A 26384-nucleotide genomic window follows, 5' to 3' on the forward strand; every position below is an offset into this window, starting at 1 on the left:
GGCCCGGCCCCCCCTCGCCCGCCCCGCGCCCCGCCCCCCCCCCTGTCTGCCGCCCCCCGGGCCCCCCCCGCACCGGGGGGGGGGGGCGCGCCCCCCCAACGCCAAGGATCGGCGCCATGACTCCTCCGCCGCCCTCCCCGTCCGCGACCCTGCGCCCGTACCGCCCTGAGGATCGCGACGCCCTCTTCGACATCTGCGTACGCACCGGGCACGAAGGCGGCGACTCCCGTCACCTCTACCCGGACCCGGACCTCCTGCCGAACATCTTCGCCGCGCCCTACGTCACCCTCGAACCGGACCTCGCCTTCGTCGTGGAGGACGGCGGGCGGGCCGTCGGCTACCTCGTCGGTACGGCGGACACCGCGTCCTTCGTCGCCCGCTACCGCACCGAGTGGCTCCCGGCCCTGACGCACCGCTACCCCGCCCCCGTACCGTCCACGTCCCCGTCCACCCCCACCGAGATGATGACCGGGCTCATGCACGACCCGGAGCGGATGGTGCTGCCGGAGCTGGACGCCTATCCGGCCCACCTCCACATCGACCTGCTCCCCTCCCACCAGCGGTACGGGTACGGGCGGGCGCTCATGGAAACCTTCCTCGCCGCCCTCCACACCCGAGGGGTTCCGGCGGTCCACCTCTCCATGCTCACCAGCAACACCCCGGCCCGCGCCTTCTACGACCGCGTCGGCTTCCACGAGATCGCCGTCCCGGACCCCGGGCCCGTCACCTATCTCGGCCGGGCCACCACCACAAGCCATCCCTGACGCTCCCGCCGTACCCGCCGTACCTGCCGTCCCCGTCAACGGAAGAGCGAATCCGCCGCGTTGATCAGGATCAGCGTGTGTACGAACCGTCCCGGCTCCGTCGGCGGGTACCGCCACGCCAGTGGCCAGGTCCGGCCGTCCAGCGCCGGGACGGGCACGTAACTCACCCGGCTCCTCGTCGAGTTCAGGATCGTCACCTCGCGCGGCCAGCAGCGGTGCGCCGTCGAGCCCGGCGGTACGAAGAAGTAGACCCCGCGCCGCCCGTTCGCCTCGGTCACCACCGGGCCCGGTTCGCGCCCGACCAGTTCCTCCATCAGGTCGGCCAGCCGACGCCCGGCGTCGCCGTCGACGCGGACGGCGTCGAATTGCACGCCCGCCTTGCGGAGTTGGAATCCGGAAGCCGGAAGCCACTCGATATTCCGCTCACCATTCAGTGCATTCACCGGACGATTGTGACCCCGATCACCTAGCGTTCTCCATAACTGGCGAGGGGCGTCGCATACCCGTTGACCTGCGCGAACTTCGCTGTTGAGCAGTTGAGTTCGGCGGCAGCGCGTAGTGACCGGTTGAGTTCGGTTGAGTCGAAAAGAGATCACGTCATGGCAAGTGCGGAGAACAAGGAATCAGCCAGCCCGACGGCACGCATGATCGCCGAAGTGGCACGCACGATGCGTATCCAGCGGGGGTGGACGCAGGAACAGGAAGGCAAGGAGATCGGGTACTCGGCGGCGGCGGTCAGCGCCATGGAGACCTGCGCCCAGCCCGCCAGCGACGAGATGCTGGCCGAGCTGGAACGAGTCCATGGCAACGGCACCGGGATCTTCCTCGCGGCCCGGCGGTACATGCGGATGGAGCGGCTGCCCGAGCAGTTCCAGGACTACGCGCTGCTGGAGCAGGCCGCGATCAGTCTCCAGCTGTTCGTCACGAACGTCGTCCACGGGCTCTTCCAGACGGAGGCCTACGCGCGGGCGCTCATCGGCGGCGGATACCCGCCCCTCTCCGACCAGCGCGTGGAAGAGCTGGTCCAGCTGCGGATGGAGCGCTCAACCCTCTTCGACCGCGACCCGCTCCCGATGATCGAGATCATCATCGACGAGTCCGTTCTACGTCGCGTCATCGGCAACAAGGAAATCATGCGGGAGCAGTTGCTCCACCTCGTGGAGTGCGCCCGGCGGCGCAATGTCACGCTACTGGTCCTGCCCCTGGATGCCGGGAAGTACGGGGAGTACGCAGCCGGACACGGCCAAATGAACCTGGTGGAGACTCCGGCACACGAACATCTCGTCTATCTGGAGGCGCAGGAGGAGAGCCTGCTCATCAGTGACCCGGCAAAGGTGAGCGTCTACGCGCAGCGCTATGCGAAGATCCGGTCACAGGCCCTGGGTCCTCGTGAGTCGCTGGACCTCATCATGCGGTTGGCAGGAGTGAAGGAATGAGCAGCACCCTCCGGTGGTTCACGTCGAGCTACAGCAACGCCAGCGGCGGCGACTGCATCGAGGTCGCCTTCGACTGGCGTACGTCCTCCTACAGCAGCGGCAGCGGCGGTGAGTGCGTCGAGGTGTCCGCCGCCTGGCGCACCTCCTCCCACAGCAACGCCAGCGGCGGCAACTGCATCGAGGTCGCCGCCTGCCCCCACGCCGTCCACGTCCGTGACTCCAAGGTCCCCGACGGGCCCGCCTTCGCCGTCGCGCCGGACGCCTGGTCCACGTTCGTCACCTGGGCGGACTGACGTAGCCGTACCTGTTCCCTGGGAGCCGGACCTTCCCCGAACGTCCGCCCCGGGAGCGGGCGTTCGCGCACAGCTCCGGCAGCGCCTTCCGGAACAGGGCGGCCCGCTCAGGCAGGATGGATGGATGGCCACTCGATCTGTACCCGTCCTCGTCTACGACGGTGACTGCGCCTTCTGTACGACGTCGGTGGGCTTCCTGACGCGGTGGGTGCGGCCGAAGTGCGATGCTACGCCCTGGCAGTTCGCCGACCTGGATGCCCTCGGCACCACCCAGGAGCGGGCCGAGCACGAGGTGCTGTGGGTCTCGCCGCTCGGCACGGTGTACGGCGGTGCGCAGGCCGTCGCCAAGCTCCTGCTGAGTGCCGGTGGGGGCTGGCCGTGGCTGGGCGGGCTGCTCACCCTGCCCCCTGTGCGGTGGGGCGCGTACGGCGTCTACCGGCTCATCGCCGCCAACCGCACCCGGCTGCCGGGCGGTTCACCGGCCTGCGCGCTGCCGGCGGACCGCAGGCCGGGCGTACGGTCCGCGCCCGTGCCCGCGTCCGTGCCTACGCCCTCGGCCACACCCTCGACCCCTCCCTCGGCCCCGCCCACGTCCCCGCCCTCTCCCCCGTCCGCGCCGTAGGGACGGTCGCGTACGAGGGGAACGGTCAGCCCGGGGAGGGCAGCGCTTGGGGAGGAGTCGGGGGGCGCGAAAAGTGCGCTCCCCTGTCGGCGGTGTGCCTTATTCTGCGGTCCGGGCGGCGCCCCTTCGTTTCTCTCATCCGGGTGATACGCGGCCCCTTCATACCGTGGGCGGGCGGAGCCGACTCACCCGCCGAGTTCACCGACCGAGCCCCTGGGGGCCGAGGTCCCGCGCCCTCAGCGCCAGCCACAGGTCGAAGCGGGCGCTCGGGGGCCGGAGCAGCGAGCGCTGGAGGACGGTCTCCAGGCGGGTGAGGCGCTTGCGGGCGCCGGGGACGGAGATGCCCAGCTCGGCCGCCGTCGGTCCGAGGCGGCCCTCGCAGCCCAGCCAGGTGCGCAGGGTCTCCTCGGCCGCCCCGGCCGTGGGCGCGGCGGTGATCGGGGCAGGTTGGCGGGCGGCCCACTCCTGGACGGCGGGGCGGCGCAGGACCTCGTCGAGGTGGTTGGCCGCCCCGTTCGCGTGCCCGGCGCCGGTTGTACGGGGGGTGGGGTGAGCGGGGCCCGGTGTGCCGGGGGTCGTTCCTGGGGCCGGTGTGCCGGGGGTCGTTCCGGGGCCCGGTGTGCCGGGCGTCCCGGCCGGGCCCGGCGTACGGGTCGTCTCTTGCGGGTCCAGCGTGCAGGCCGGGGCGGGCGTGGTGCGGATGCGCAGGGCCAGGTCGAGCGCCGCCTGGTCGGCCAGCCGGTGGAGGTCCAGGCCGAGCAGCTCGCCGATGAGCTTGAGGCGGGCGGCCAGGGTGTTGCGGTGGACCTTGAGGTGGTCGGTCGCGTGGGACGAGAACGCCAGCCAGGAGGCGGCGGTGGCCGCCAGCTCCTGGCTCCCGGGGTCCTGGGCCCGGCGCGGGACATGGGTCAGGAGCGGGGTGAGCAGGGCCTCGGCCCACTGGCGCCCGGCGGGGCCGACGACCAGCGCCGGTTCCGGGGTGAGGCCGAACCGGGCGTGCCGGGCGGGCAGTTCGCGGGCGACGGCCAGGGCGTGGAAGGCCTGGCGGTAGCCGGCGGCGGTGTCGGCCAGCCGCACCTGCTCGCTGACGCCCACCACGCAGTGGTCCACCAGCGCGGCGACGGCCTCGTCGGTGGCCGCCCCCTCCGGCGCCTCGTCCGCCGGCATCACGAGGATGAGGTGGCGGGCGTAGACGGGGCACCGCACGATCCAGGACCGCCCGCCGTCCGCCTCGCCGCAGACCCGGGCCACGTCGTCCCGGCTCTCCCCGGGGCACTCCACGACACAGACCCGTACGGGGTCGGGGAGCCGGGGGCGCAGCGCACCGGCCACCTGGTGGGCGATGGAGAGCTGGCCCGTCATCAGCAGGTGCAGCACCGCCTCCCGGCCGCGTGACTCGGCGAGGTCCACCCGGCGCCGCTTGCGCTCGACCGCCTCGGCCTCCCAGCACAGGGAGAGCGGCATCAGCACATCGGCCAGCAGCGTGGCGAGCCCGGCGGCCACGGGCCGGGGCGTGACGACGGCGAGCAGCGGGAGGGCGGCGCGGCCTTCGGCGTGCAGATCGTGCAGGGGGAAGAGGAGGACGGTGTGCGCGCCGGTGTCGTGGGAGTACGCCAGGGCCCCGCGCTCGGCCAGCGCCCGCACGCCCTCGGCGACCAGCCGGGTCACATCGGGGACCTCGGCCGGAGAGGTCACGGGCCCCCTCGGCGCGGCGGCCCCGGACGCGCTCAGCACGGTCCCGTCGGAGCGGGCGATCCCGGCCCAGCCGTGGGCCCGCCCCGCCAGCCAGCGCAGCAGCTCGGCCGTCCCGCCGTTGCGGGCCAGCCGCTGCATCCTCAGCTGGTCGTCGGCCCGTTGACGTGCTCGCACATGATCCCCCGATCACCACTGTGCGGACTGTTACCCCCGCCGTCGCCCCACTGGGCGCATTGAACCTCCCCGTGCCCCTACCCACGGATCTATGGTCCGAACGTGGTGTTCCGGTACCGGGGGGACCGGTACGTCTCCGGGGCGCCCGCGCTGCCGGTGGCAGCGGCTCACGGGGGTGGTCGCTGTCGCCGGCTTCCGTGCGTCCGGGCCTGGTACGCGGTCGGACCTGGGCGGCTGTCGGACCCGGGCGGTTGTCGGCCCTGGCCGGTTGTCGGCCACGGTCCCGGCCCGCTGCCGCCCCCTGGGCGGTCGTCGGCTCCGGCCCGTTATCGGCCCCGTTCCGCTGCCGGTCCCGGCCGGTTGTCGGCCCCGGCCCGCCGCCGGTCCCGGTCGGTTGTCAGTGGTGGCCTCTAGCGTCGTCGGTGTCCGGACGTTCTGTGAGAAGAGGCCCCTGTGGAGTTCCGCATCGAGCGCAGTGCCCTGACCGAAGCCGTGGCCTGGGCCGCCCGCGTCCTGCCGGTCCGCTCCCCCGTTCCCGTACTGGGCGGGCTGCTGCTGGACACGGAGGGCGGGCGGCTGCGCGTCAGCGGGCTCGACTACGAGGCGTCCGCGCGCATCGACGTGGAGGCCGCCGAGGTCCTGCGCCCGGGGAGGGTGCTCGTCATGGGGCGGCGTCTGCTCGACATCTGCAAGGTGCTGCCGGAGGGGGCGGTGGAGTGCGCGGTGGAGGGCTCGCGGTTCACCGTCTCGGGGGACGGCGCCCGCTTCGGCCTCTCCGTGCTGCCGCTGGACGACTACCCGGCGCTGCCGTCGCTGCCCCAGGTGCGGGGTGCGGTGGAGGCGGCGGAGTTCGCGGCGGCCGTCGCCGATGTGGCGGTGGCGGCGGGGCGGGACGACACCCTGCCCGCGCTGACCGGGATCCGGCTGGGGCTCGACGGGGGGACGGGGACGATGACGCTCGCCGCGACCGACCGGTACCGCTTCGCCGTGCGGACGCTCCCCTGGGAGGCGGCCGCCTCGGACGAGAGCGCCGATGTGCTCGTCTCCGCCCGCCGGCTGACCGAGATCGCCCGCTCGCTGGGGCGGTCCGGGCTGGTGAGCGTCGCCCTGGACGCCGGTTCGGCGGGGTTCGAGCACGCGGGGACGCGGACCACCGTGCGGCTGCTGGACGGGCGGCTCCCGCGCCACGACAAGCTGTTCACGATGGCGGACCCGGCCGTCGCGGTGGTGGACCGGGCGCGGCTGGTGGAGGCCGTCCGGCGGGTCTCGGTGGTCGCCGACGGGGACAGCCCGGTGCAGATGGCGTTCTCGGCCGCCGACAACTCCGTACATCTCCAGGCGGGTTACGAGGACGACGTGGCGTCCCAGCGGCTGCCCGCGACGCTTGAGGGCGCCCGGGAGATGACCGTGGCGTTCAACCCGGGGTATCTGGCGGACGCCCTGGCCTCCTTCGAGGAGCCGTCGCTGCGGCTGCTGATGATGGGGGCGGGACAGCGGGCGATGATCACGGGCGAGGCGGGGTCGGACTCCCACCGGCACCTGCTGATGTCGGTGAAGCCGCCGCTGATGTAGGCCGACGCCCCACCGTTCTGCCGACCGTGTCCGGCTGCCGACCGTGTCCGGGACGCCGTAACGGGGGACACGCCCGGAACGCCGAGACGGGGGGCGCCTCCGGCAGCAGCAGCCGGACGCCCCCCCGTACGGGTGGAGCCCTCCAGGAGGCCTCGTCAGGCCCGGAGGTCAGCAGGTCAACGGGTCAGCAGCTCAGGTTCGGGCCGGTGGTGGTGCCGAGGACCTGGGTGAACTGCGTGAAGGTGTTGATGCGGCTCTGGACCTGGGCCGGGTTGCCGCCGTTGCACTCGATCGCGCCGTTGATCGACCGGATGGTCTCACCGAAACCGGGGCCGTTGACGATGGCGTTGTGGCCCGTGATGGTGCCGGGGCCGGTCTGGGTGTTCCAGTACCACAGGGCGGTCTGCCAGGCGATGGAGGAGTTCTGCTCGACCAGGTGGGGGTTGTTCAGCAGGTCGATGCCGAGCGCGTCACCGGCGGCCTTGTAGTTGAAGTTCCAGCTCAGCTGGATGGGGCCACGGCCGTAGTACGCGGCCTGGCCGGCGGGGCAGCCGTAGGACTGGCTCGGGTCGCAGTAGTGCGGGTAGTTGGCCTCGTTGATCTCCTTGATGTACACCAGCCCGCCGGTCTCGTGGCTGACGTTGGCGAGGAAGGCGGCGGCCTCGCGCTTCTTGATCTCGTCGCTGCCGGTGTTGGCGAAGGCCGGGTAGGCGCTGAGGGCGTCGGTCAGGCCGCTGTAGGTGTAGAAGGAGTTCCGGTTCGGGAACATCTGGTTGAACTGGGCCTCGCTGACGACGAAGCCGTTGTTCTGGCCCTCGTCACCGCCGCCGCCCGTGCCGCAGGCGCCGTTGTCGGCCCACACGTCGGAGGAGCCCGGACGCTCGTTCTGGGTCCACCACTTGGCGGTGTAGTTGCGGCCGCTGTACGAGGCGGTCTGGCCGCCCGTGTAGACGGACGAGGAGTTCCAGCCGGTGAAGCAGGTGGCGGCCTGGGCGGTGGCCGCGGGGAGGACGACGAGGGCCGCGATGACCGCGCCGAGCGCGACCAGCAGGCTGATGGCACGTCTGAGCACGTGAGCACACTCCTTAGACGCGGCGCTACGTCCGGCCGTGCGCCGCCGTGGGGGTGCCGACACTCAAGCGATGGCGGTCTGGACCTGTCAAGGTCTAGACCAAAAGTCCGTGAAGCCGCCCGGCGCGCCGCACCGGCTCGCCGCCGTCCGTGACAACGATGCCATCACCCTCCTCAACTGCCTTGATTCCGGCGGGAGTCCGCTCGGAGACCCGTCGCGGACAGGTCCAGGGCCGAAGGTAAAGATTCGGCCGCGTCCAGCATGCGGGACGCCATCGGCCGCCCGGCGGGCCCCCGGGCGAGCGTCGCCGCGAGCGGGGAAGCGCCGCGCTTCCGGGACACGGAGGACATCCCGAAGTCGCCCAAGGTGGGCAAGTAGGAGCGGAATGCTGTGCTCCGGGGCCCCGGGCTGTTGCCATGGGAGGGTCACATTCTTCCGTGGAGAAGGGAGTTCGCTCCGGATGCGGACCACAACAATGGGCAGGGACGGGCCGGTCGTCGGCCGGCTGGGACTGGGCGCGATGAGCCTTTCGTACCGCTACGCTCCGGGCCTCACGGACAGGACCAAGGCCGTATCGCTGGTCCAGGAGGCGGTGGACCTGGGGGTCAACCTCGTCGAGACGGCCGACGCCTACGCGGACGGGAACAACGAGCGGCTGATCGGCGAGGCCATCCGCGGGCGGCGGGACGAGGTGGTGCTCTGTACCGGCGGCGGCCTGCTCGGCAACCCGAACGGCGTGCTGCGACCCGCGGGCGGCCCGCAGGCGCTGCGGGACGCGGTCGACGAGAGCCTGCGCCGGCTGCACGTGGACTACATCGACCTCTACCTGCTGCGCCGCGTCGACCCCGCCGTACCGCTGGAGGAGAGCTGGGGCGCACTGGCCGAGCAGGTCTGGGCGGGCAAGATCCGCATGCTGGGGCTGCCCGTCGTCACCGCGCAGGAGGCTCGCGACGCCGAGGCCGTGCACGAGGCGGCGGCCATCGCAGCCGAGGTGTCGCTGTTCACGCGCTGCGGTCTCGACGACGTCGTGCCGTACGCGGTGGAGCGCCGCATCGCCCTGCTGGCCGGCGCCCCGCTCGGCCGCGGTCTGCTGACCGGTGCGCTCTCCCACCACGACGACCTGCCCGAGGACGACTGGCGGCGCACCCAGCCCCGCTTCGCCCCCCGGGCCATCCGCCACAACTTCGCGCTCACGCAGGCCGTCGCCCAGGTGGCCGCCCGGCACGAGGCCACCCCCGCGCAGGTCGCCCTGGCATGGCTGCTCCGGCTCGGCGACCACGTGGTGCCGCTGCCCGGCACGACGGCGTCGTACCACCTCGCGGAGAACCTCGGCGGCGACCGGATCCGCCTGACCGACGAGGACCTGACCGACCTGGAGTTCCTGCCCTACCCGGCCGGCTCCGCCGAGGTGTGAGCCGGGCCCGGACCACTCGCGCACCGCTGTCCCTGACTCCCCACCACATCTGGAGTTCCTGACATGACGACCTCTCTGGTACGGCAGGTCCTCCCGCGGCCACGGCCGCGGGCGACGGCGACCGGCGTCCACGGAACCACGGCGCCCGGGTTCGCCTCCGTGCGCCACCACTTCGAACGGGCCTGCCGGGAATCGGGTCCGCCCGACTCCCAGGGAGCCGCGCTGGCGGTCGTACGGGACGGTGAACTGGTCGTCGACCTGTGGCAGGGCACCGCCGACCCGGTCACCGGGACGTCGTGGACCGGGGACACCCTCGCACCGGCGCTGACGGGCTCCCACGGGATCCTGGCCACGGCGGTCCTGCTGCTCGCCGACATGGGCGCGCTCGCCCTGGACCGGCCCGTCGCGGACTACTGGCCGGAGTTCGCGGCGCGCGGCAAGGGCGCGGTGACGCTGCGGGACGTGCTGACCTTCACCGCCCGCCTCCCGGGCGTGGAGGCGGGCCTGGACCAGCGGGACGTCGAGAATCCGCGCATGATGGCCGCGCTGCTCGAGATGCACAGCCTGGAGGGCAGTTCCAGGGCCGACGGTGTGCTGCACGGACCGTGGACCGCCGGATGGATCGTCGCCGAGGTGGTCCGGCGGGTCGACGGCCGCGATCTCGACCTGTTCTTCCTGGAGGAGATCGCGGGCCCGCTGGGCATCGACGTCCACTTCGGCCTCGTACCCGACCAGCTGCCGCACACCGCCCGTATCTCGTACGACGCGGACTTCCGCTCCCGTTTCCCGGTGTCGGAGGGCGAGGCGGACGGCGGCGTGGCCGACCTCTCCGGGCGGGTGTGGAACAACCCCTCCCCGTTCCCCGCGGACGCCGGGGTGTGGAGCGAGAGCCGGCGGCGCTACGCGATCATCCCTTCGCTGGGGGCGTACGCGTCGGCCCGTGGTCTCGCCCGGCTCCAGGGCGTCCTGGCCGCGGACGCCGCACGGGCCCAGGGCGAGGAGCCGCTGCTGCTGTCGCGGCGCACGCTCGACCAGGCGCGGAGCTTCTGGGTCGAGGGCCTGGATCCGCTGCTCGGCGGGGTCAGCGCCTACGGGGAGGGCGGCCTCCAGCTCCTCGACGAGGGGCTCCACCCGGCCGTCCGCTCCGGGGCCTTCGGCCACCAGGGACCCGGCGGGATCGCCTACCAGTCCTGGCCCCAGGCAAGAACCGGGGCCGCGTGGATCCGTGGCCGGCTGACGGCGGGCCCCGGCTCACGGGTCATGGACGAGGTGGCGGGCGCGGTGGAACGGGCGCCGCGGACCGACTGAGCCACGCCGGAACCTCCGAGGGCGGAACCCGCCGTGCGGTGGGGTCCGCCCTCGGAGGTTCCGGCGGGCCGGGGCGTCCGGGCCGTGGCCCGGCCCGGCCACGCGATCCGGGGGTGTCCGACGCGGACGGCCCCACGTGGACAGTCCGACGCGGACGGGCCGGCATGGACGGCCCCACGCGGACGGCCCCACGCAGACGGCCCGACGCGAACGGGCCGGTCAGACCCTGCCGTGCGTCGCGGCCGCGGTCATGTCCGGTGAGGCTTCCCCCAGGGCCGCCCGGTCGCTCCGGTCGGCGGCGAGGCCGTGGAGGACGACGTCCCAGATGGAGTCCCACACCGAGTCCCAGGTCGCGCGGGTCGTCCCCCGGGCGGCCATGGCGCCCTCCGCGAGGTGCGCCAGCATGTCCACCGCGTCGTCGGGCGCGACGCCGGGCCGGAGCCGTTGCGAGCCGTGGGCCCGGTCGAGCAGACGCCGGAGCACGGGGAGCCAGATCTCGGCCAACGGCGGTGCGCCTTCGGGCGGATCGGCTTCCAGGCGGCGCACCGCGCGTACGAAGGGGTCCTCGTGCGCCAGCCGGGCCAGCGCCCCGATCAGGGCCCGCAGCTCCCGCAACGGGTCGGCGGTGGGGGCCAGTTCCTCCACGCAGTGCCCGAAGCGGGCGCGCCCGGTCCTGCGCACCTCATCGGCCAGGGCGGTCTTGTTCCGGAAGTGAAAGGTCAGAGCGCCGATCGAGGTCGCGGCCCGCCAGGCCACCCGCTGGAGGGAGGCACCTTCGTAGCCGCGCTCGGCGAACTCGTCGGCCGCCGCCTCCAGCACGGTCTGGCGCGTCCTGGCCGCCCGTTCCTGCATGCGCCTTCTCCTTCAACCTCGGTAAGTAGTCGAGCTTTCCCCTCGGAAATATAACGAACATTCTCTATGTTTGTTAGTCTGCTCATCGACGCTCACCTGGGAGGGACTGCAGTGACGACGATGCACGAAACGCCCGAGATGGCGACGGGCCGACCGCTGAGCGACCTGTCCCGGCTCCTGTTCGGCCATTTGCACCGCTCCGACCAGCAGCGTTGGGGGCACGTGTACTTACAGGGGCTGCTGCACACCCACGGGAAGAAGACCGTCCGCCGCATGGCAGCCGTCGTGACCGGCTCCGAGGCGGCGTCGACGTCACTGCACCAGTTCGTCAACGCCAGCCCGTGGGAGTGGGCCCCGGCCCGCGGCCAACTGGCCCACTGGGCCAGCCGGTCACTGCCGGTGCGGGCCTGGACACTGGCGCCGGCGGTGCTGCCCAAGCGGGGCGACCGCTCGGCCGGGGTGCACCAGCGCTTCCTCGCGGAGTCCGGGCGCACCGTCAACTGCCAGCTGGGCCTCGGCCTGTTCCTGGACGTCGGGCGGGCTCACATCCCGGTCGACTGGCAGCTCTTCCTCCCTCCCCGGTTCACCGGCGACGCCGCGGTACGCGACCGGGCCAAGATCCCCGCGACGACCCAGGCCCAGCCGCTGTGGGCGCAGAACCTGCGCCTGGTCCAGGAGATGACGTCCTGGTCGAACGGGCGGACGGCGCCGGTGGTGGCCGACCTGACGGCCCTGTGCGACGTCGTGCCGCTGGCGCAGCGACTCCAGGGCAGCGGGCACTCCTTCGTGCTCGCCATCCCCGGCCAGACCGCCCTCGGCGCGCCCGAACTGCCTCCGGGCGAGAAGGAGTCGGCACGTTCACTGCTGCTGCGCCGGGGTGTACGGCACCCTGCGGGGCCGGGCCGGCAGATCGTCTCGCACGACACCCCTGTGCGCGGACTGCGCCCGGGGGGCGAGCGCAACCAGGGGCCGGGCCGGCTGATGGCCGAGTGGGACACGAGCAGCGGGCGTCCGGGCCGGATCTGGCTGACGAACATCACCGACCGCCACCCGGCCGAGCTGCTGGAGCTGGCCCGCTCGCCCCACGGGGCGCAGGCCGCGGTCCACCGCATGGGCGAGGACTTCGGCCTCCTCGACTTCGAGGGCCGCTCCTTCCCGGGCTGGCACCGGCACATGACGCTGGTCTCGGCCGCCTACGCCTGCGCCACGCTGGAGGGCATGACACCCTGATCTTTGCTTGTTGCTACAAGTATATAACGGCCGGAGCCTCTCTTTGTGGGCACCAACACTCCCCAGATGATTGCATGGGCATGTATCTTGTTGTCATTGCAGTCGAGTAGGGGAGCTGTTCCATGACGATCAACCAGCAGCCGCGCGCCGCCTCCGATCAAACCATGTGGGAGGCCGTTCTCGGCCTGCACACCTTCGTGGAGCGCCAGCTCGCGCACACCCTCCAGCGCCGCTACGGCGTCGGCCTGTCCGAGTACCGGGCCCTGGAGGCGCTCACCCAGGCCGAGAAGGGCGAATGCCGCATGCAGGAGCTCGCGGACCACATCGGTCTGGGCCAGAGCTCGGTGACTCGCCTGGTGGGACGGCTCGACAGCGCCGGCTACGCCTACAAGGACAACTGCGCCGACGACAGGCGCGGCGTCTTCGCCGTCATCACCGAAGAAGGCCGCAAGCGCTACCAGGAAGCCCGTGCCGCATACGCCGACGTCCTCAGCTCGGCCCTCAACACCGCGAGCGCCGACGACCAGCTCGCTCGGGCGGTGCAAGCGCTGCGCAGCGCTGCCTGACGAGATCACGACAGACGGCGGGAGGTGTCCGGGGCAACCCGGCCCCCGCCGTCTTTTGCATGTTCGGGCCTCCATCGCAACCGATGGGGGGTGTGACCTGGATCACACGAACGCATCATCTATTTGCTTGACCATGCAAATAGAACCCCGTAGGTTCTCTCTCGTAGCCAGATCGCCCATCCACCGAGGGGGGACCGTTGCCATCGCCTCGCCTGTTGCAGGCAATCAGCAGACATGTGCAGGACCAGCCCGACAGCACCGCGCTCGTCGCCTCCGGCAAGCAGGTCACCTATGCGGACCTGGAGCGGCTGATCCGCCTCGCCGCCGCGGACCTCGACGGCGCCGGCTTCGGATCCGTACGCGGCCTGTGCGTCCCGGCCCACAAGTCGCCGGAGACCATCGCGCTGCTGCTGGCGGCATGGCGCCAGGGGATCACCACCCTGGTCCCGTCGCCGAGCCTGGGCGCCGCCGCCCTGTCCACGCTCACCGCCCAGGCCCACGGCCCGCTGACGGCCACCGCGGTCCCCGGCGGCGGCGTGACCCTGTCGCGGGAGGAGACCGACCCCGCGCTGGCGGACGGGTTCAGCGTCCCCGACGCCGGGGAGTCGCTGCTGACCCTCACCACCTCCGGGTCCACCGGCGTACCCAAGCTCGTCCCGGTCCGCACCGAGGCCTTCGACCGCTTCGGCGACTGGGCCGGGGAGAAGTTCGGGATCGACGGCTCCACCAGGGCGCTGAGCTTCTCGCCGCTCAACTTCGACCTGGCCCTCCTCGACGTCTGGGCGGTGCTGGAGGCCGGCGGCACGGTCGTCCTGGCCGACGCCGGAGCCAGCGGGGACGCCGGTTACCTGCGCGAGCTGGCACAGAGCAACGAGGTGACCCTGGTCCAGGGCGTGCCCCTGCTGCACCGGCTCCTGGCCGCGGACGGCGCCCGCTACCCGGCGGTCCGTACGGTGGTGTTCACCGGGGAGGCCGTCTCCGAACAGGGGCTGCGGGACACGTTCGCCGCCTGCCCGGCCGCCCGCTTCCACAACGTCTTCGGCTGCACGGAGACCAACGACAGCTTCATCGAGGACATCGACCCGGGCGCGTACGTGCACCCGCTGCCCATCGGCACCCCGATCGAGGGCACCGACGCCGTGCTGCTGATCGACGGGCCCGAGGGCACCGAGGTCCTCCGGGGCCCCGGCACCGGCGAACTGCTGGTGCACACCCCCTTCCAGACCTCCGGCTATCTGGAACAGGCCCGCAACGCGCACGCCTTCATGCCGGACCCGCGCGGCGGCGGCGCCATGTTCTACCGCACCGGCGACCTCGTCCACCGCGACGCCGACGGCCGCTACTTCCTCCAGGGGCGTACCGACTTCCAGGTCAAGGTGCGCGGCGTGCGCACCAACACCCTGGAGGTCGAGACCGTCCTCGGCGCCCACCCGGACGTCGTCGAGGCCTGTGTCGTCGCCCTGCCCTGCCCCGAGGCCGGCAACCGGCTGCACGCCGAAGTGGTGCGCCGGGACGGTGCCTCCCTCAGCTCGCTGGGACTGCGGGCGTACGCGGCGAAGCACCTGCCGCGGCACGCCGTACCCAGCTCGGTCGGGCTCGCCGGCAGCCCGCTGCCGAAGACCTCGACCGGCAAGCCCGACCGTAATTCGATCAAGAAGACCCAACTGAACGGAGACGTCTGATGAGCACCGGTGCCAACGACCCGATCCGCGCGTACATCGTCCAGGAGTTCCTCTCCGGCGAGGACGCCGAGGACCTGACCGACGACTTCGACCTCATCGAGAGCACCGTCGTCAACAGCCTCGGCCTGGTCCGCCTCATCTCCTGGATATCCGAGACCTACCAGATCCCCGTCGACGACATCCCGCTGGAGCCGGCCGCCTACCGCACGCTCGCGGACATCCGCCGCTTCGTCGACGCGGCCGCTCCGGCCACCCCGGCCGCGGCCTGACCGCTCACCCACTTACCGCGTACCCGCTCTCCACGCACGGCGCACCAGCACACGTCCAGAACACAACGATGACAGGAGTTCTCCCATGATCGTCCGTTCTCTCTCCGACGTCCCCGCGGTCGAGTGGGGCAGCGGCACCAGCCACCGCCTGCTCACCGAAGCAGACGGTATGGGCTTCACCGTCTGCGAAACGCTGGTCCGCCAGGGCACCTCCAGTGCGCTTCAGTACCTCGGCCACCTGGAGGCCTGCTACTGCATAGGCGGCTCGGGGGAGGTCGTCACCACCGACGGCGTCCACCACAAGATCACGACCGGGACCATCTACGCCCTGGACAAGAACGACGCCCACCACCTGCTCGCCTCCGACGACGAGGACCTCCTCCTCGTCTCCGTCTTCAGCCCGGCGCTGCGTGGCGACGAGAAGCACTCGCTCTCCGAGGACGGGTTCTCCCGCTACTGATCGACACCGCCGGGTGCGGGGCCGCGACGGCGCGGCCCCGCACCCGGGCTCCCCCAGCGACCGGCGAAAGGCAAGGCAGAGCCCTCATGGCAGCAGAGAAGGACACAGACACCTACGGCGTCACAGCTCCCTACGGCGACGAGCTCAACGACGACGTCACCCGCTGGGACCGGGCCGGCGAGTTCCCGCTCGAGAAGTGGAAGCCGCTCCAGCGGTCTGGCCTCTTCACCCTCCCCTTCGCACCGCAGTACGGCGGCGCCGGCCGGACCCTCACCGAGACCATGGCCGCGCTGGAGGGCCTCGGCCACACCAGCCGGGACGCCGGCCTGAACTTCTCGGCCTCCACGCAGATCGTCAGCGTCGGCATCCCTCTCCAGGCGTTCGGCTCCGAGGATCTGCGCGAGCGCTACCTGCCCCGGGTCACCTCCGGTGAGGCCATCACCGCGCACGCGATCACCGAGCCGAGCCACGGCTCCGACGTGATGAACATCCGGACCACGGCCGTCCGCGAGGGCGACGAGTACGTGCTCAACGGCGGCAAGATGTTCATCACCAACGCCCCGGTCGCCGACCTCTTCCTGCTCTACGTCCGTACCGGCAAGCCGGGAGCCTTCGGGCTGAGCACCTTCCTCGCCGAGCGCTCCACGCCGGGCCTCAAGGTCGGGAAGCCGCTGGAGACGATGGGGCTGCGCACCTCCCCGATCAGCGAGGTCACGCTGGAGGACGTACGGCTGCCCGTCGCCAACCGGCTCGGCAGCGAGGGCGCCGGCTTCCTGATCATGGACTACGTGATGAAGCGCGAGGTCCTCTTCTCCTTCGCCGTCAACCTCGGCGAGATGACCCACCGGCTGAAGCGGGTCGTCGAACACGCCACCACCCGGCAGCAGTTCGGCAGCGCCATCGGCAAGAACCAGGCGGTCGCCCACAAGATCGCGGACATGAAGATCGCCGTGGAGACGGCCCGCAAGTGGCTGTACGACACCGGCCACAAGGTCGAGCGGGGCACGGACGCCTCGCTGGACGTGGCCGCCACCAAGATCGTGGTCAGCGAGGCCAACCAGCTCACCGCCCAGCACGCCATCCAGATCTTCGGCGCCCGCGGCTATCTGACGGACACCGGTATCGAGCGCGAGCTGCGCAACGCCACCTCGGGCTCCATCTACTCCGGCACCAACGAAATCCAGCGCAACTGCATCGCCGCCCTGATGGGCCTGTGACGAGAGGCACCCGCATGACCGACACCCTGGCCGAAGCCGTCTCCGTACAGCCGGCCGCCGACGACCTCGACCGCCTCACGGCGGCCACCGACTTCCTCGACCACGAGCACGAGACCGTGAAGGCCTTCGTCGACAAGGCCCTCAAGGGGATCGACCGCTCCACCGCCGACCCTATCGACCTCGCCGTCGCCCTCTACTACGCGGTGCGCGACGGCATCCACTACGAGGTCTACGGCGCCGACCTGTCGCCGCAGGGCCTGAAGGCGTCCAGCATCATCGACGGCGGCAAGGGCTTCTGCCTGCACAAGTCCGTGCTCTACGCCGCCGCCTGCCGGTCCGTCGGCATCCCCGCCCGGCTGCACTACAGCGACGTGCGCAACCACCTCGCCTCCGACCGGCTGCGCTCCTACATCGGCGGCGACGTCTTCTTCCACGGCCTGGCCACCGTCTACCTGGACGGCCAGTGGCTGAAGGTGACCCCGGTCTTCAACAAGCTCCTGTGCCGGCTGTACGGCATGACCCCGCTGGAGTTCGACGGCCGCTCCGACAGCCTCTACCACCCCTTCGACGGTCAGGGGCGGCAGAGCATGGAGTTCCTCACCGACCACGGCGACTTCGACGACGTCCCGTACGAGTTCGTGATGGGCAACATGCGCCGCAAGCACCCGAAGTTCCTCGACTCGGACGGCACCGGCACGGTCAGCGGCGGCTCGCTCGCCGACGAAGCGGCCTGAGCCCCGGCCCCGTAACCGTACGGCCGGTTCCGCGAGCTCCACGTCCCGTCACGTCACGTCACAGCAGAAGATCGGCAGAAGAGGAGAAGCACCCCATGACGCAGTTCCAGGCCCGAGAGGACGGCTGGGGCGCGGTCGCCCGCGTCGGTGTCGTCGTTCCGCACGCGGACGTCGGGCCCGAGTCCGAGCTTCAGGCGATGGCGCCGCGCGATGTCTACATCCACGGTTCCCGGGTCCACTTCGGGGCGATGCGCCCCGGTGGGGAGATGGATCCCAAGATCCCGCACGACCCGGTGCGCGCCTTCATCGACCCGCCCTTCATCGACGACGCCGTCGAGCTGCTCGCCGCCTCCCCGCTGGACTCCATCGCCCTGGGGTTCACCAGCTCCGCCTACATCCTGGGCGCCGACGGCGAGAAGAAGCTGTTCGAGCGGCTCGCCGAGCGGACCCGCGGCATCCCGCTCACCGGCACGACCCACGCGGCCGCGGCCGGCTTCCAGGCCCTCGGCGCCGAGCGGATCGCCCTCGTCAACCCGCCGTGGTTCGACGACGAGCTGTCCGCCCTGGGCGCCTCCTACTTCCGCGAGCGGGGGTTCGACGTGGTCCACCACGCCCCCTGCGGTCTTCCCAGCAACCAGAAACTGATCACCCCGGAGGCGCTGGTGCAGTGGATCGAGTCCACCGTCGCTCCGCAGAAGCCGCAGGCGGTCCTGGTCGCCGGCAACGGCATCCGCGCCGTGGGCACCATCGCGGGCCTGGAGGAGCGCATCGGGTTCCCCGTCCTCACCGCGAACCAGGTGCTCTTCTGGCACGCGCTGCACGCCGCCGGGGGGAGCGAGGCGGCCGCGCGGATCAGCGACTACGGGGCCCTGTTCAGCGTCCGCCCCCGATCAGGGAGCGTGGCCGGATGAGCCTGCTGCCCGCGTACGGCTACCAAGCCGCCGTGCAGGAGACCTGCGACACACCGGAGTACCACATCCCGCTGGTGTGCTGGCACGACGACGACAACGGCGTGCGCGGCCTGGTGCTCTACCGCGGGTCGCTGCGCCCGGCGGAGCAGGTACCGGGGTTCCGGCGCTATCTCGCCGCCGAGGGTCTGGAGCAGTACGCCACGACCGGCCCGTGGCCGCTGCTCGCAGCAACCGCCTGATCCGACCCGTGGCGGGGGCCGGCCGGGTCCCCGCCACATCAGGAGCCGTATCGACATGACACACGACCTCAAGTGGTCCGACGCACCTCCGGGGGAAGTCCTCGACCGGGTCGGGATCTGGATCGTCCGGGCCCCGGCCGGGCAGCGCCTCGCACCCGGCGGGGAGCCGCCCGACTGGCTCGACGAGAAGGAACGGAGCCGGCTGGCCGCGATACCGCAGCAGTCCGGCCGGGAGGCCTACGCCTTCGCCCACTGGGCGCTGCGGAGCGTCCTGGGGTCCTCGCTGGACTGTTCCCCCAAGAGCGTCGGCTTCCTGCGGCAGCCGTGTCCCGGCTGCGGCGGGGCTCACGGAAGACCGGCCATCCGCGATCCGGACCGGGGCGGCGAACCTCCGGAGTTCTCGATGTCGCACAGCGGGGACCACGTCGCCATCGCGGTCGCCGAGGCCACCATCGGCATCGACATCGAGTCCCATCCGACCCCGGAATCCGTCGCCGGCTACCTGCCCTTCCTCCATCCGAGGGAGCAGCAGTGGCTGGGGGCCCGCCCGGCCGACGAACTCGTCCGGGACTTCGCCCGGCTGTGGACCCGTAAGGAGGCCATGGCCAAGGCGACCGGACAGGGCATGGCCGCGGTCATGAACCGGCTGGACCTCACCGGCCAGCCGCTCGGCTGGCGGGTGCGCCAGCTGCTCGCACCACCCGGGTACGAGGCCAGCTTCGCGGTCCCGGCCTCGGTGCACGTGGAGGTCACCATGTACGAGGAACTCCCGGAGCCGATGCCGGTACTGGCGCAGGCCTGAACCGACGGCGGGTGGTCCGTACGTCCCCTCGGGGAGTGCGGGCCGCCCGCCTCGTCGTGGGGCGGCCTACAGGACGGTCACCTCGGAGGTGAAGACCTGGACGCCGTGCTGCTCGACCGAGACGGGAACGCGGCGCCGGCCCGTGCCGCCGGGGACCGGCGCACCGGCCACGACGACGGCGGGGGCGTCGAGCTCGACGTACCGGACGAAGTCCGTCTTCATCCCGATGACGGCCGTGGCGCCGTCACCGGCGGCGAGCGCCGCCTGCCGGGCGGCTTCGAGGAGGAACATCCCGGGCACGTGGTCGACCGGGTGGTCGAACAGCACCGGGTGCGCGGGGTCCACCCGCAGCATCCACCGGCCCGGCCTGTCGCCCCCCAGAGCCGGCGAGAGCACCACGTCGTCCGGGGAGTGCCGGCCCACCAGGTGCGGTTCCACCGGCGGGCCCGCCGGGAGGCAGTTCTCCAGTGCGGCGTCGATGTCCGCGTAACTCCCCCGCAGCCGGCGGTATATGGGCGCGGGCTGGTTGTTGAAGCGGGTGTGCGCGATGCCCATCAGCCGCTTCCCCAGGTGGACGTCGACGTTCATCGTCATGCCGGCGAACCTGCTGCCGCGCCGGACCACGTCCGAGCAGGAGACCACCAGGCGCACCTCGTCCTCGGCGGTGGTCACCAGCGAGGCCAGCGGCTCGACGGCGAAGCTTAAGCACTCCCACGCCTGCTTGTACTCGCGCGGCACGCCGTGCACGGCGTGGGACAGCAGCGGAACCGTCTGGCGCACGGTCTCGGCGAGCAGCAGCGGGTCGTACGCGCCCTGCGAGGGCTGGTAGAACGCGTGCCCCTTCGGCCAGCGCGCCGTGAGCACGTAGCGGCCCGGGGACGACTCGGTCCACGTCCTGAGCAGCACTTCCTCTCCCCGAAGCTTGTGCACCTGCCACTGGTGCACCTGCGACTGCTGGACCGGCTGGACATCACGGCTCAGTACAGAAACAGACAACTTGGCCCCCAAGATCGGTTTTTGGTCACGCATGACTACTCAGAGTGTGCGAACCCGCCCCGCGCCTCCGTCTCAAAAATAATGTTTCTTTTGTTTTGCTGGGTCAAGGGGGTTAGCTCTCTGATTTTCCTCAGGGGCGATTCGCGGCTATTCCCAACTCAACCCTTACAAAAGGGACTTGTCTTGCCCACGATCCTGCCGGGTAACATAAGGAGCATTCTTTTTGGGAAGGTGAGAGGTATGGCGCAACTGAAACAGGAGCGGGCGGAACAGACCCGCCGCGCTCTCCTGCACGCAGCAGCAGAGGTCTTCGACGAGTACGGCTACGCGGGGGCCAGCATCACCCGCATCCTCAAGCGCGCCGGGGTGACGGCAGGCGCGCTCTACTTCCACTTCGGCTCCAAGGAGGACCTGGCCAAGGCGGTGATGAACAGCCAGCCGCAGACCCTGGTCCCGCTCCTGGCCGCCGGTGGCCTGCAACGGCTCATCGACCTCACCCTCGTGTGGTCGTGGCAGCTTCAGCGCGATCCGCTGCTCCGGGCCGGCGTACGGCTGACGAACGAGCAGACCTCCGCGGGCGCACCCCCGAACGCCGACCCGTACGAGAGGTTCCGCGCGATCATGACCGGATGCCTGCGGGACGCCCAGAACGACGGTGAGCTACAGCCGGGCGTCGATCCGGCCGTGGTCGCGGAGTTCGTGGTCGCCGCCTGTACCGGCATGCAGATGTACTCCAACGTTGTCAGCGGCCGCAAGGACCTCCCCGAGCGCACCCAGCAGATGTGGAACCTGCTCCTCCCGGGTATCGCGGTCCCGTCCGTGATCACCCGCGCCGAGGCGACGCCCGCCCGCGGCGCCGCGATGATGCCCTGACCGCCCCGGCCGCTCTGCTCACCGACCGTTCCCCCTGTCTCGGACGATCCCTACGGAGCCCCATGCTTTCCTTACGCCTGGCCGCCCTGAACATCGACGGTGTCCTGCTCAACGACACCTTCAGTCCGGTGATCCACCAGTTCATCGTCAGCAGAGGCGGTACGTACACCGCCGAGCTGGAACGTTCCATCTTCTCCCAACCGCAGCACATCGCCGGCCGGCTGCTCGCGGCCGCCGTGGGCGGCGGCATGACGGGCGAGGAGGCGCTCGCCGCCTACTTCGAGGAGCGCGCCGCCCACGTCGACCGGCACCCGGTCCGGATCACGCCGGGCACGCGCCAGCTGCTCCACCGGCTGCGGAGCGCGGGCCTGCACACGGTCTGCTACGGCGGCCTGGGCAAGGAGCACTTCGACCACCACCTGGGCCGCTACGCCGACCTGTTCGACGGGCCCGGCTACGTCTGCACCAACGACATCCGCCCCGGTCTCAGAGAGATCACCGAGGACGTCTTCCAGCTCCGCCCCGACCAGGCTCTCTTCGTCGACGACGTCGCCCGGGTCGCCGGCACGGCCCGGGAGCTGGGCGCCGCCTTCGTCGGCCACCCCTCCACCTTCGCCCACAGCCACCAGCGCGACCTCATGCGGGAGGCGGGCGTACGCCATGTGATCGACCGCCTGGACGCGCTCGACGACGGCCTGCTGCGCCGGATCGACCGGGAGATGAGCTCGGACACGTTCTGGAGCGGCACCCCCCTGTCCGCGGCCGGCCAGGGCGGGCCCGCATGACGCCGGGCGGACCGCTGCTGCCCGGCAAGGTGGCGCTCATCACCGGCGCCTCCAGCGGGATCGGCGCCGCCGCGGCCCAGCACTTCGCCGCCGAAGGGGCGGCCGTCGTGCTCGTGGCCCGCCGGGCCGGCCTGGTCGAGGAGGCGGCCGAGCGCATCCGGAAGGACGGCGGCCGGGCCGTGGCCGTACCGGGCGACGTCACCCGCCACGCGGACATGGAACTCGCCGTCGCCACGGCGGTCGACCGGTTCGGCGGGCTCGACTGCGCGTTCAACAACGCCGGTTACGCCAGCGCCGGAACCGTACTGCACGAACTGTCCGACGACGTCTTCGACCGCACCATGGACGTCAACCTGCGCGGCGTGTGGAACTGTCTGCGCGCCCAGATCCCCGCCATGCTGGAGGCCGGCGCCGGCTCGGTCGTCAACACCTCCAGCGTCGCGGGCGTACGCGCCACCGCCGCGTCGGCGCCCTACGTGGCCGCGAAGCACGCGGTCCTCGGCCTCACCAGGGCCGCGGCCGCCGAGTACGGCGAGCACGGCATCCGCGTCAACGCCCTCGTGGTCGGCAGCACCGACACGGAGATGATGGACGGTCTGCGCGCGGCCGGTCCCGCCGTGCGCTCCCGCTTCGGCGGCAAGGCGATCCAGCAGCGTCTCGCCGATCCGGCCGAGATCGCCCGCGCGGCGGCCTGGCTCTGCTCGGACGCCTCGTCCTTCACCACCGGGACCGCCCTCGCGGTGGACGGCGGCAGAACCGCGACGTGACGGCGTACGGGGTGCGCCCCAGGCGCCTGCTGCCCTTGTCGGGAAGGGCAGCAGGCGCCTGGGGCGTACTGTCGCGCAACGTCGGAGCCGATCAGACCTGCAGCGCGCCGGGACGCTCCGCGATCTGCTCGGACGCCGGCGTGGAGACGGGTGCCTCGGGCTTCGTGCGGTCGGCGAGCTTGAGCCAGATGACGCCGACGATGATGACCGTCAGCCAGAGGCCCTTGGCCAGGGTGAGGGTCTCGTCGAAGAAGACCGGGCCCAGGACGGCGGCGCCGACCGCGCCGATACCCGCCCAGACCGCGTAGCCGATGCTCACCTCGATCGTGCGGAGGGCCAGGCTCAGTGCGTAGAGCGTCAGCAGGAAGAACACCACGGCGACCAGGGACCAGGTCAGGCGGGTGAAGCCTTCGCTGCCGCCGACGGCGAGCGCGTATCCGATCTCGAAGACTCCGGCGAGCAGGAGCGAGAGCCAGGCGTTGGTGGGGTTCTTGACCGCGTTGGACATGGGAGATGAGTCCTCTCTCAGAGGTGTCGTCAGGTGGTGTGCGAGGGGCGCCGCGTGCGCGGCCGGGGGATGCTCACCGGGCTCAGGCGGAACCGCTCAGCTGAAGGCCGACGACGCCACCGATGACGAGGATGATGCCGATCGCCTTGTTCCAGTTCAGACGCTGGCCGAAGAACAGCGCGCCGAGGATGGTGATACCGACGCCCGCGACGGACGTCCACAGGGCGTAGCCGACGCCGACGTCGAAGGTCAGCAGGGCCTTGCTGAGGAAGAAGGTCGCGGCCGCACCGCTGGCCAGGGTGATGGCGGTCCACTTGCGGTTCTTGAAGCCCTCGGCCTTTCCGGCGGCGATGGCGACGGCGATCTCGAAGGCGACGGCGATGGCGAGGTAGAGCCAGTGCATGACGGGTCCTTCCGTGCGGTGGATGACGATGACGGGGAGTGGGGAGGAGCGCGGGTGAAGGCGGTGTACGACGACGCGGTGGGGCGGGAGCCCCGGTCAGGTCGGGTCAGGTCAGGGGCGGTCGGATCAGGGCCGGTCGGATCAGGGACGGGCCCTGCTCATGGTGAGGAAGTCCTGGAACGGCTGCTCGGCCTCGGGGAGGTGCAGGGCCGTGACCTTGACGGGCCAGTCCGCGGGGTCCTCGGCGAAGAGCGTGTACGTGCTCGTGTAGTCGAAGCCGTACCGGGCGGCGGTCCTGCGGTCGGCGGCGTGCACCACATGGCCGATGCCGGCGTAGCGCGCCGCGAGGTAGCACAGGGCGCAGGGTTCACCGGAGGCGATCAGGGTGGCTCCCGCCACGGCCCGCAGCCCGTGCCGGGCGGTGGCCTCCCTGAGGGCGACGACCTCGGCGTGGGCGGTGGGGTCGTTGTCCTCGCGGACCCGGTTGAAGCCGGTCCCCAGGATCCGCCCGCTGCCCACGATCACGCCGGAGAAGGGGATACCGCCCTGGGCGACGTGCTCGCGGCTGAGCCGGATCGCTTCGTGGACGTACTCCATCAGTTCGCTTCCATGTGTGCTCATGAGCAGTTCGTCTCCCGAGTTACCTGATCGTCCATTGCCTGCACATGCAAGCGAAAGTTTCCCGCAAATCGCCGCCGGCGACTTGACCCGAGGACACTAATCTTGCATGTGCATATAACCAGTGTCAAGCGTTGGCGTGCGCCTGGGCGCTGGCCAGGTTCGCCAGCGGCTCCAGCACCCGCGGATCGAACGCCGCCGGCGCCTCCCCTGCGGCCACCCTGCGCGGCAGGTCGGGGTTGGCCAGCGCGCCCGTCCCGACCGCCAGGACGTCGGCGTGCCCCTCGTCCAGGACGCGCCGCGCCACCGCGCCCTCGTGCAGCCCGCCGTTGGCGATGACGGGGAGTCCGGTGACCCTCCGGGCGAGCGCGGGCAGCGTCGGCCCGTCCGGGAGCCAGTCGCGCGCGCTGCCCGCGATGTGCAGGTAGTCGGCCCCGGCCGCGGTCGCCGCCGTGAAGACGGCGGTCGCCTCCGCGTCCCCTCCCGGCCAGCGCCAGGAGAAGTTGTTGATCTTCCCCTGGGAGAAGCGGACACCGACCGTGAAGCCGGGCCCGGTCGCGCCCTTGACCTCGGCCGTCACCTCCCGCACGAGCCGCAGGCGCTCCTCGGCGCTCCCGCCGTACTCGTCGGTGCGCAGATTGGTGTACGGCGTCAGGAACTGGTCGAGCAGATAGCCGTTGGCCGCGTGGATCTCCACGCCGTCGAAGCCGGCGTCGCGGGCGCGGACCGCGGCGGTGGCGAAGCCGTCGACGGCCTCGGCGATCTGGCCGCGGGTCATCTCCAGGGGCAGGGGCCAGGGGCCGCCGCCGCGGTACTTGTCCAGCTGCTCGCCCATCGGCTGCACCGCCGAGGGGCCCGCGGTGCGGTCGCGGAACCGGTTGCCCTGCGCGAGGGCCCCGGCGTGCATCAGCTGGAGGACGACACGCGCCCCGGCGGCGTGCGCCCCGTCGACGACGGGGCGCCAGGAGGCCGCCTGGGCCTCGTCCGTGATGCCGGGCTGGTGCAGGTAGCCCTGGCTGAAGGCCTGGTCGGTGTAGGTCCCCTCGGTGATCAGGAGCCCGAAACCGCCCTCGGCGAAGGCCGTGTAGTACGCGGCCATCTCCTCGGTGGCGCGGCCGTCCTCGGTCGCGGAGATCCGGGTCATGGGGGCGAGGGCGAATCTGTTGCGCAGCTCCAGCCCCGCGAACCGGCCGGCGGCGAGGGCGGGATGGGTGTCACTCATCTCAGCAGTTCCCGTCGATACCGCAGGCGGCGCCGTAACCGGCGTCCTCCGCCTGCTGGGCCTGTGCGTCCAGGAGCGCCTTGCGCAACTGGACGGGGTTCGGGACGCCTTCGATCCGGGTGTCGCCGATGAGCATGGTGGGGACCACCTGCACCTGATGGGCGGCCGCCTCCCGCAGGGCCTCCTGGTGCCGGGCGCGGTAGGTGCCGTCCTCCAGCGCCTTCCGGAACCCGGCTTCGTCCAGGCCGATCTCGCCGGCCAGGGCGGTCAGGACGTCGGTCTCCCCCAGGTCCTGGCTCTCCTGGAAGAAGGCGCGGAACATCCGCTGGGTGTAGGCGGTGCCCAGGCCCTGCTCGGCCGCGTACTGGTAGCCCTCGAAGGCGAGGGCGGTGTAGGGCTGGGGAGAGACGGTGGGGAGCGTGATGTCGACCCCCAGGCGGCGGGCCATGGGGTAGACGGCCCTCTCCCAGATGGCGGGCAGGTACTCGTCCTCCGGCCGCAGGGTGGGCTGGGGGTGGGGGCGCAGCTCGAACGGCATCCACTCGACTTCCACGTCGACGCCGACGTCCTTGACCGCCTCTTCGAGGGGGCCCTCGGCCAGCATGCAGAAGGGGCAGACGTAGTCGGACCAGATCTTGATCTTCACGGGATCAGCCATGCGCAGGCTCCAGATAATTGATCGCGCAAGCAACGACATCTCCCTGACGGAGCGCCAGGGGACGGCACGGATATCCAGAAGGTTGCACGATCATGCACTTTAGTGTCAAGTCCGACCCACCCAGTTGAGACAGCGGGAGAGGAACGATACAACCGCGTGTACGCCATGAGCAGCGAAAAGAACGTGCCCTGCAGCAACCCGGACCTGGAGCTGCAGTCGTTCCTGTCGATGGTCGAGCGCGA

At 71.5% G+C, this 26384-nt stretch carries 29 protein-coding genes and 1 pseudogene; 20 read left to right on the forward strand and 10 right to left on the reverse strand.

From position 1 onward, the window contains the following. Positions 1–116 precede the first annotated feature (116 nt). Positions 117–764 carry a GNAT family N-acetyltransferase gene (locus AB0917_RS23615; RefSeq protein ID WP_366821615.1) on the forward strand — a complete coding sequence of 216 codons (648 nt, stop codon included), beginning with the start codon at positions 117–119 and terminating at the stop codon, positions 762–764. 35 nt (positions 765–799) lie between these two features. Here AB0917_RS23615 and AB0917_RS23620 read toward each other — a convergent pair whose 3' ends face one another. After that, positions 800–1207, reverse strand: a complete 408-nt coding sequence (locus AB0917_RS23620) for a hypothetical protein (RefSeq protein WP_366821616.1) — start codon at positions 1205–1207, stop codon at positions 800–802. A 156-nt stretch (positions 1208–1363) separates the two neighbouring features. Here AB0917_RS23620 and AB0917_RS23625 point away from each other — a divergent pair, with 156 nt between their 5' ends. From AB0917_RS23625 to AB0917_RS23635, 3 genes and pseudogenes are all read left to right on the forward strand, one after another. After that, positions 1364–2200 carry a helix-turn-helix transcriptional regulator gene (locus AB0917_RS23625; RefSeq protein ID WP_366821617.1) on the forward strand — a complete coding sequence of 279 codons (837 nt, stop codon included), beginning with the start codon at positions 1364–1366 and terminating at the stop codon, positions 2198–2200. Beyond that, positions 2197–2493, forward strand: a complete 297-nt coding sequence (locus AB0917_RS23630; RefSeq protein ID WP_366821618.1) for a DUF397 domain-containing protein — start codon at positions 2197–2199, stop codon at positions 2491–2493. The genes AB0917_RS23625 and AB0917_RS23630 overlap by 4 nt, the downstream gene beginning before the upstream one ends. Positions 2494–2617: 124 nt before the next feature. After that, positions 2618–3013: pseudogene (locus AB0917_RS23635) on the forward strand (DCC1-like thiol-disulfide oxidoreductase family protein); the annotation flags it as partial. Between the two features lie 300 nt (positions 3014–3313). Here the strand turns inward: AB0917_RS23635 and AB0917_RS23640 are convergent. Then, a complete protein-coding gene (locus AB0917_RS23640; protein WP_366821643.1) occupies positions 3314–4948 on the reverse strand; it encodes a helix-turn-helix domain-containing protein in 1635 nt (544 codons plus the stop codon). A gap of 489 nt (positions 4949–5437) precedes the next feature. On the opposite strand from AB0917_RS23640, the gene dnaN reads away from it, so the two are divergent. After that, entirely contained in the window at positions 5438–6556 is a 1119-nt protein-coding gene (gene dnaN / locus AB0917_RS23645) for a DNA polymerase III subunit beta (protein WP_366821619.1), read from the forward strand. A 184-nt stretch (positions 6557–6740) separates the two neighbouring features. Here the strand turns inward: dnaN and AB0917_RS23650 are convergent, their stop codons facing one another. After that, on the reverse strand, positions 6741–7628 hold the full coding sequence (locus tag AB0917_RS23650) for a glycoside hydrolase family 19 protein (protein ID WP_366821620.1): 888 nt from the start codon (positions 7626–7628) through the stop codon (positions 6741–6743). A gap of 460 nt (positions 7629–8088) precedes the next feature. On the opposite strand from AB0917_RS23650, the gene AB0917_RS23655 reads away from it, so the two are divergent. Both AB0917_RS23655 and AB0917_RS23660 read left to right on the forward strand, forming a co-directional pair. After that, positions 8089–9042 (forward strand): aldo/keto reductase, encoded by a 954-nt coding sequence (locus AB0917_RS23655; protein ID WP_366821621.1) that lies wholly within the window; start codon positions 8089–8091, stop codon positions 9040–9042. A 63-nt stretch (positions 9043–9105) separates the two neighbouring features. Continuing rightward, positions 9106–10350: a serine hydrolase domain-containing protein gene (locus AB0917_RS23660; RefSeq protein WP_366821622.1), complete on the forward strand. Its 1245-nt coding sequence runs from the start codon at positions 9106–9108 to the stop codon at positions 10348–10350. A 219-nt stretch (positions 10351–10569) separates the two neighbouring features. Here the strand turns inward: AB0917_RS23660 and AB0917_RS23665 are convergent, their stop codons facing one another. Further along, entirely contained in the window at positions 10570–11202 is a 633-nt protein-coding gene (locus tag AB0917_RS23665; protein ID WP_366821623.1) for a TetR family transcriptional regulator, read from the reverse strand. A 120-nt stretch (positions 11203–11322) separates the two neighbouring features. Here AB0917_RS23665 and AB0917_RS23670 point away from each other — a divergent pair, with 120 nt between their 5' ends. From AB0917_RS23670 to AB0917_RS23715, 10 genes are all read left to right on the forward strand, one after another. Continuing rightward, on the forward strand, positions 11323–12432 hold the full coding sequence (locus AB0917_RS23670; RefSeq protein ID WP_366821624.1) for a transposase: 1110 nt from the start codon (positions 11323–11325) through the stop codon (positions 12430–12432). A 122-nt stretch (positions 12433–12554) separates the two neighbouring features. Beyond that, entirely contained in the window at positions 12555–12998 is a 444-nt protein-coding gene (locus tag AB0917_RS23675; protein WP_366821625.1) for a MarR family transcriptional regulator, read from the forward strand. A 236-nt stretch (positions 12999–13234) separates the two neighbouring features. Beyond that, positions 13235–14680, forward strand: a complete 1446-nt coding sequence (locus tag AB0917_RS23680) for an AMP-binding protein (protein ID WP_366821627.1) — start codon at positions 13235–13237, stop codon at positions 14678–14680. Continuing rightward, on the forward strand, positions 14680–14949 hold the full coding sequence (locus AB0917_RS23685) for an acyl carrier protein (RefSeq protein WP_366821628.1): 270 nt from the start codon (positions 14680–14682) through the stop codon (positions 14947–14949). The genes AB0917_RS23680 and AB0917_RS23685 overlap by 1 nt, the downstream gene beginning before the upstream one ends. Before the next feature lie 85 nt (positions 14950–15034). Then, entirely contained in the window at positions 15035–15409 is a 375-nt protein-coding gene (locus AB0917_RS23690) for an ectoine synthase (protein WP_366821629.1), read from the forward strand. Between the two features lie 86 nt (positions 15410–15495). After that, entirely contained in the window at positions 15496–16626 is a 1131-nt protein-coding gene (locus AB0917_RS23695) for an acyl-CoA dehydrogenase family protein (RefSeq protein ID WP_366821630.1), read from the forward strand. 14 nt (positions 16627–16640) lie between these two features. Next, entirely contained in the window at positions 16641–17360 is a 720-nt protein-coding gene (locus AB0917_RS23700; RefSeq protein WP_366821631.1) for a transglutaminase family protein, read from the forward strand. Between the two features lie 95 nt (positions 17361–17455). Continuing rightward, a complete protein-coding gene (locus AB0917_RS23705) occupies positions 17456–18271 on the forward strand; it encodes a maleate cis-trans isomerase (RefSeq protein ID WP_366821632.1) in 816 nt (271 codons plus the stop codon). After that, positions 18268–18510, forward strand: coding sequence for a DUF6253 family protein (locus AB0917_RS23710; RefSeq protein ID WP_366821633.1), 243 nt, complete (start codon positions 18268–18270; stop codon positions 18508–18510). Before AB0917_RS23705 ends, AB0917_RS23710 begins: the two co-directional genes overlap by 4 nt. Positions 18511–18565: 55 nt before the next feature. After that, the gene (locus AB0917_RS23715; RefSeq protein ID WP_366821634.1) at positions 18566–19312 is read left to right on the forward strand and encodes a 4'-phosphopantetheinyl transferase superfamily protein; all 747 of its coding nucleotides are present in this window, start codon (positions 18566–18568) and stop codon (positions 19310–19312) included. A gap of 66 nt (positions 19313–19378) precedes the next feature. Here the strand turns inward: AB0917_RS23715 and AB0917_RS23720 are convergent, their stop codons facing one another. Continuing rightward, a complete protein-coding gene (locus tag AB0917_RS23720) occupies positions 19379–20257 on the reverse strand; it encodes a ScbA/BarX family gamma-butyrolactone biosynthesis protein (protein WP_366821644.1) in 879 nt (292 codons plus the stop codon). 291 nt (positions 20258–20548) lie between these two features. On the opposite strand from AB0917_RS23720, the gene AB0917_RS23725 reads away from it, so the two are divergent. The 3 genes from AB0917_RS23725 (at position 20549) to AB0917_RS23735 (ending at position 22733) form a co-directional block, all read left to right on the forward strand. Further along, complete coding sequence (locus AB0917_RS23725) at positions 20549–21181, forward strand: ScbR family autoregulator-binding transcription factor (protein ID WP_366821635.1); 633 nt, start codon at positions 20549–20551, stop codon at positions 21179–21181. Positions 21182–21243: 62 nt separating this feature from the next. After that, on the forward strand, positions 21244–21966 hold the full coding sequence (locus AB0917_RS23730; protein ID WP_366821636.1) for an HAD family phosphatase: 723 nt from the start codon (positions 21244–21246) through the stop codon (positions 21964–21966). After that, a complete protein-coding gene (locus AB0917_RS23735) occupies positions 21963–22733 on the forward strand; it encodes a glucose 1-dehydrogenase (protein WP_366821637.1) in 771 nt (256 codons plus the stop codon). The genes AB0917_RS23730 and AB0917_RS23735 overlap by 4 nt, the downstream gene beginning before the upstream one ends. Before the next feature lie 91 nt (positions 22734–22824). Here the strand turns inward: AB0917_RS23735 and AB0917_RS23740 are convergent, their stop codons facing one another. The 5 genes from AB0917_RS23740 to AB0917_RS23760 all read right to left on the reverse strand — a co-directional run bounded on the left by AB0917_RS23740 (position 22825) and on the right by AB0917_RS23760 (position 26142). Further along, a complete protein-coding gene (locus tag AB0917_RS23740; protein WP_366821638.1) occupies positions 22825–23241 on the reverse strand; it encodes a multidrug efflux SMR transporter in 417 nt (138 codons plus the stop codon). 82 nt (positions 23242–23323) lie between these two features. Further along, the gene (locus tag AB0917_RS23745; protein ID WP_366821639.1) at positions 23324–23644 is read right to left on the reverse strand and encodes a multidrug efflux SMR transporter; all 321 of its coding nucleotides are present in this window, start codon (positions 23642–23644) and stop codon (positions 23324–23326) included. Between the two features lie 141 nt (positions 23645–23785). Further along, positions 23786–24265, reverse strand: a complete 480-nt coding sequence (locus AB0917_RS23750) for a nucleoside deaminase (RefSeq protein WP_366821640.1) — start codon at positions 24263–24265, stop codon at positions 23786–23788. Between the two features lie 124 nt (positions 24266–24389). Continuing rightward, positions 24390–25484 carry an NADH:flavin oxidoreductase gene (locus tag AB0917_RS23755; protein ID WP_366821641.1) on the reverse strand — a complete coding sequence of 365 codons (1095 nt, stop codon included), beginning with the start codon at positions 25482–25484 and terminating at the stop codon, positions 24390–24392. A gap of 1 nt (position 25485) precedes the next feature. Further along, on the reverse strand, positions 25486–26142 hold the full coding sequence (locus AB0917_RS23760) for a DsbA family oxidoreductase (protein ID WP_366821642.1): 657 nt from the start codon (positions 26140–26142) through the stop codon (positions 25486–25488). Positions 26143–26384: the final 242 nt, after the last annotated feature.

Origin of the sequence: Streptomyces sp. NPDC007346 (assembly GCF_040703535.1) — a bacterium.
GTDB lineage: Bacteria > Actinomycetota > Actinomycetes > Streptomycetales > Streptomycetaceae > Streptomyces.

Excerpts from the sequence above, each read along its gene's own strand:
- AB0917_RS23615 (WP_366821615.1), top strand. The coding sequence starts at position 117 with ATGACTCCTCCGCCGCCCTCCCCGTCCGCGACCCTGCGCCCGTACCGC.
- AB0917_RS23625 (WP_366821617.1), top strand. The coding sequence starts at position 1,364 with ATGGCAAGTGCGGAGAACAAGGAATCAGCCAGCCCGACGGCACGCATG.
- AB0917_RS23630 (WP_366821618.1), top strand. The coding sequence starts at position 2,197 with ATGAGCAGCACCCTCCGGTGGTTCACGTCGAGCTACAGCAACGCCAGC.
- AB0917_RS23640 (WP_366821643.1), bottom strand. The coding sequence starts at position 4,948 with ATGCAGCGGCTGGCCCGCAACGGCGGGACGGCCGAGCTGCTGCGCTGG.
- AB0917_RS23655 (WP_366821621.1), top strand. The coding sequence starts at position 8,089 with ATGCGGACCACAACAATGGGCAGGGACGGGCCGGTCGTCGGCCGGCTG.
- AB0917_RS23660 (WP_366821622.1), top strand. The coding sequence starts at position 9,106 with ATGACGACCTCTCTGGTACGGCAGGTCCTCCCGCGGCCACGGCCGCGG.
- AB0917_RS23665 (WP_366821623.1), bottom strand. The coding sequence starts at position 11,202 with ATGCAGGAACGGGCGGCCAGGACGCGCCAGACCGTGCTGGAGGCGGCG.
- AB0917_RS23670 (WP_366821624.1), top strand. The coding sequence starts at position 11,323 with ATGCACGAAACGCCCGAGATGGCGACGGGCCGACCGCTGAGCGACCTG.
- AB0917_RS23675 (WP_366821625.1), top strand. The coding sequence starts at position 12,555 with ATGACGATCAACCAGCAGCCGCGCGCCGCCTCCGATCAAACCATGTGG.
- AB0917_RS23685 (WP_366821628.1), top strand. The coding sequence starts at position 14,680 with ATGAGCACCGGTGCCAACGACCCGATCCGCGCGTACATCGTCCAGGAG.
- AB0917_RS23690 (WP_366821629.1), top strand. The coding sequence starts at position 15,035 with ATGATCGTCCGTTCTCTCTCCGACGTCCCCGCGGTCGAGTGGGGCAGC.
- AB0917_RS23695 (WP_366821630.1), top strand. The coding sequence starts at position 15,496 with ATGGCAGCAGAGAAGGACACAGACACCTACGGCGTCACAGCTCCCTAC.
- AB0917_RS23700 (WP_366821631.1), top strand. The coding sequence starts at position 16,641 with ATGACCGACACCCTGGCCGAAGCCGTCTCCGTACAGCCGGCCGCCGAC.
- AB0917_RS23705 (WP_366821632.1), top strand. The coding sequence starts at position 17,456 with ATGACGCAGTTCCAGGCCCGAGAGGACGGCTGGGGCGCGGTCGCCCGC.
- AB0917_RS23710 (WP_366821633.1), top strand. The coding sequence starts at position 18,268 with ATGAGCCTGCTGCCCGCGTACGGCTACCAAGCCGCCGTGCAGGAGACC.
- AB0917_RS23715 (WP_366821634.1), top strand. The coding sequence starts at position 18,566 with ATGACACACGACCTCAAGTGGTCCGACGCACCTCCGGGGGAAGTCCTC.
- AB0917_RS23725 (WP_366821635.1), top strand. The coding sequence starts at position 20,549 with ATGGCGCAACTGAAACAGGAGCGGGCGGAACAGACCCGCCGCGCTCTC.
- AB0917_RS23730 (WP_366821636.1), top strand. The coding sequence starts at position 21,244 with ATGCTTTCCTTACGCCTGGCCGCCCTGAACATCGACGGTGTCCTGCTC.
- AB0917_RS23735 (WP_366821637.1), top strand. The coding sequence starts at position 21,963 with ATGACGCCGGGCGGACCGCTGCTGCCCGGCAAGGTGGCGCTCATCACC.
- AB0917_RS23740 (WP_366821638.1), bottom strand. The coding sequence starts at position 23,241 with ATGTCCAACGCGGTCAAGAACCCCACCAACGCCTGGCTCTCGCTCCTG.
- AB0917_RS23745 (WP_366821639.1), bottom strand. The coding sequence starts at position 23,644 with ATGCACTGGCTCTACCTCGCCATCGCCGTCGCCTTCGAGATCGCCGTC.
- AB0917_RS23750 (WP_366821640.1), bottom strand. The coding sequence starts at position 24,265 with ATGAGCACACATGGAAGCGAACTGATGGAGTACGTCCACGAAGCGATC.
- AB0917_RS23755 (WP_366821641.1), bottom strand. The coding sequence starts at position 25,484 with ATGAGTGACACCCATCCCGCCCTCGCCGCCGGCCGGTTCGCGGGGCTG.
- AB0917_RS23760 (WP_366821642.1), bottom strand. The coding sequence starts at position 26,142 with ATGGCTGATCCCGTGAAGATCAAGATCTGGTCCGACTACGTCTGCCCC.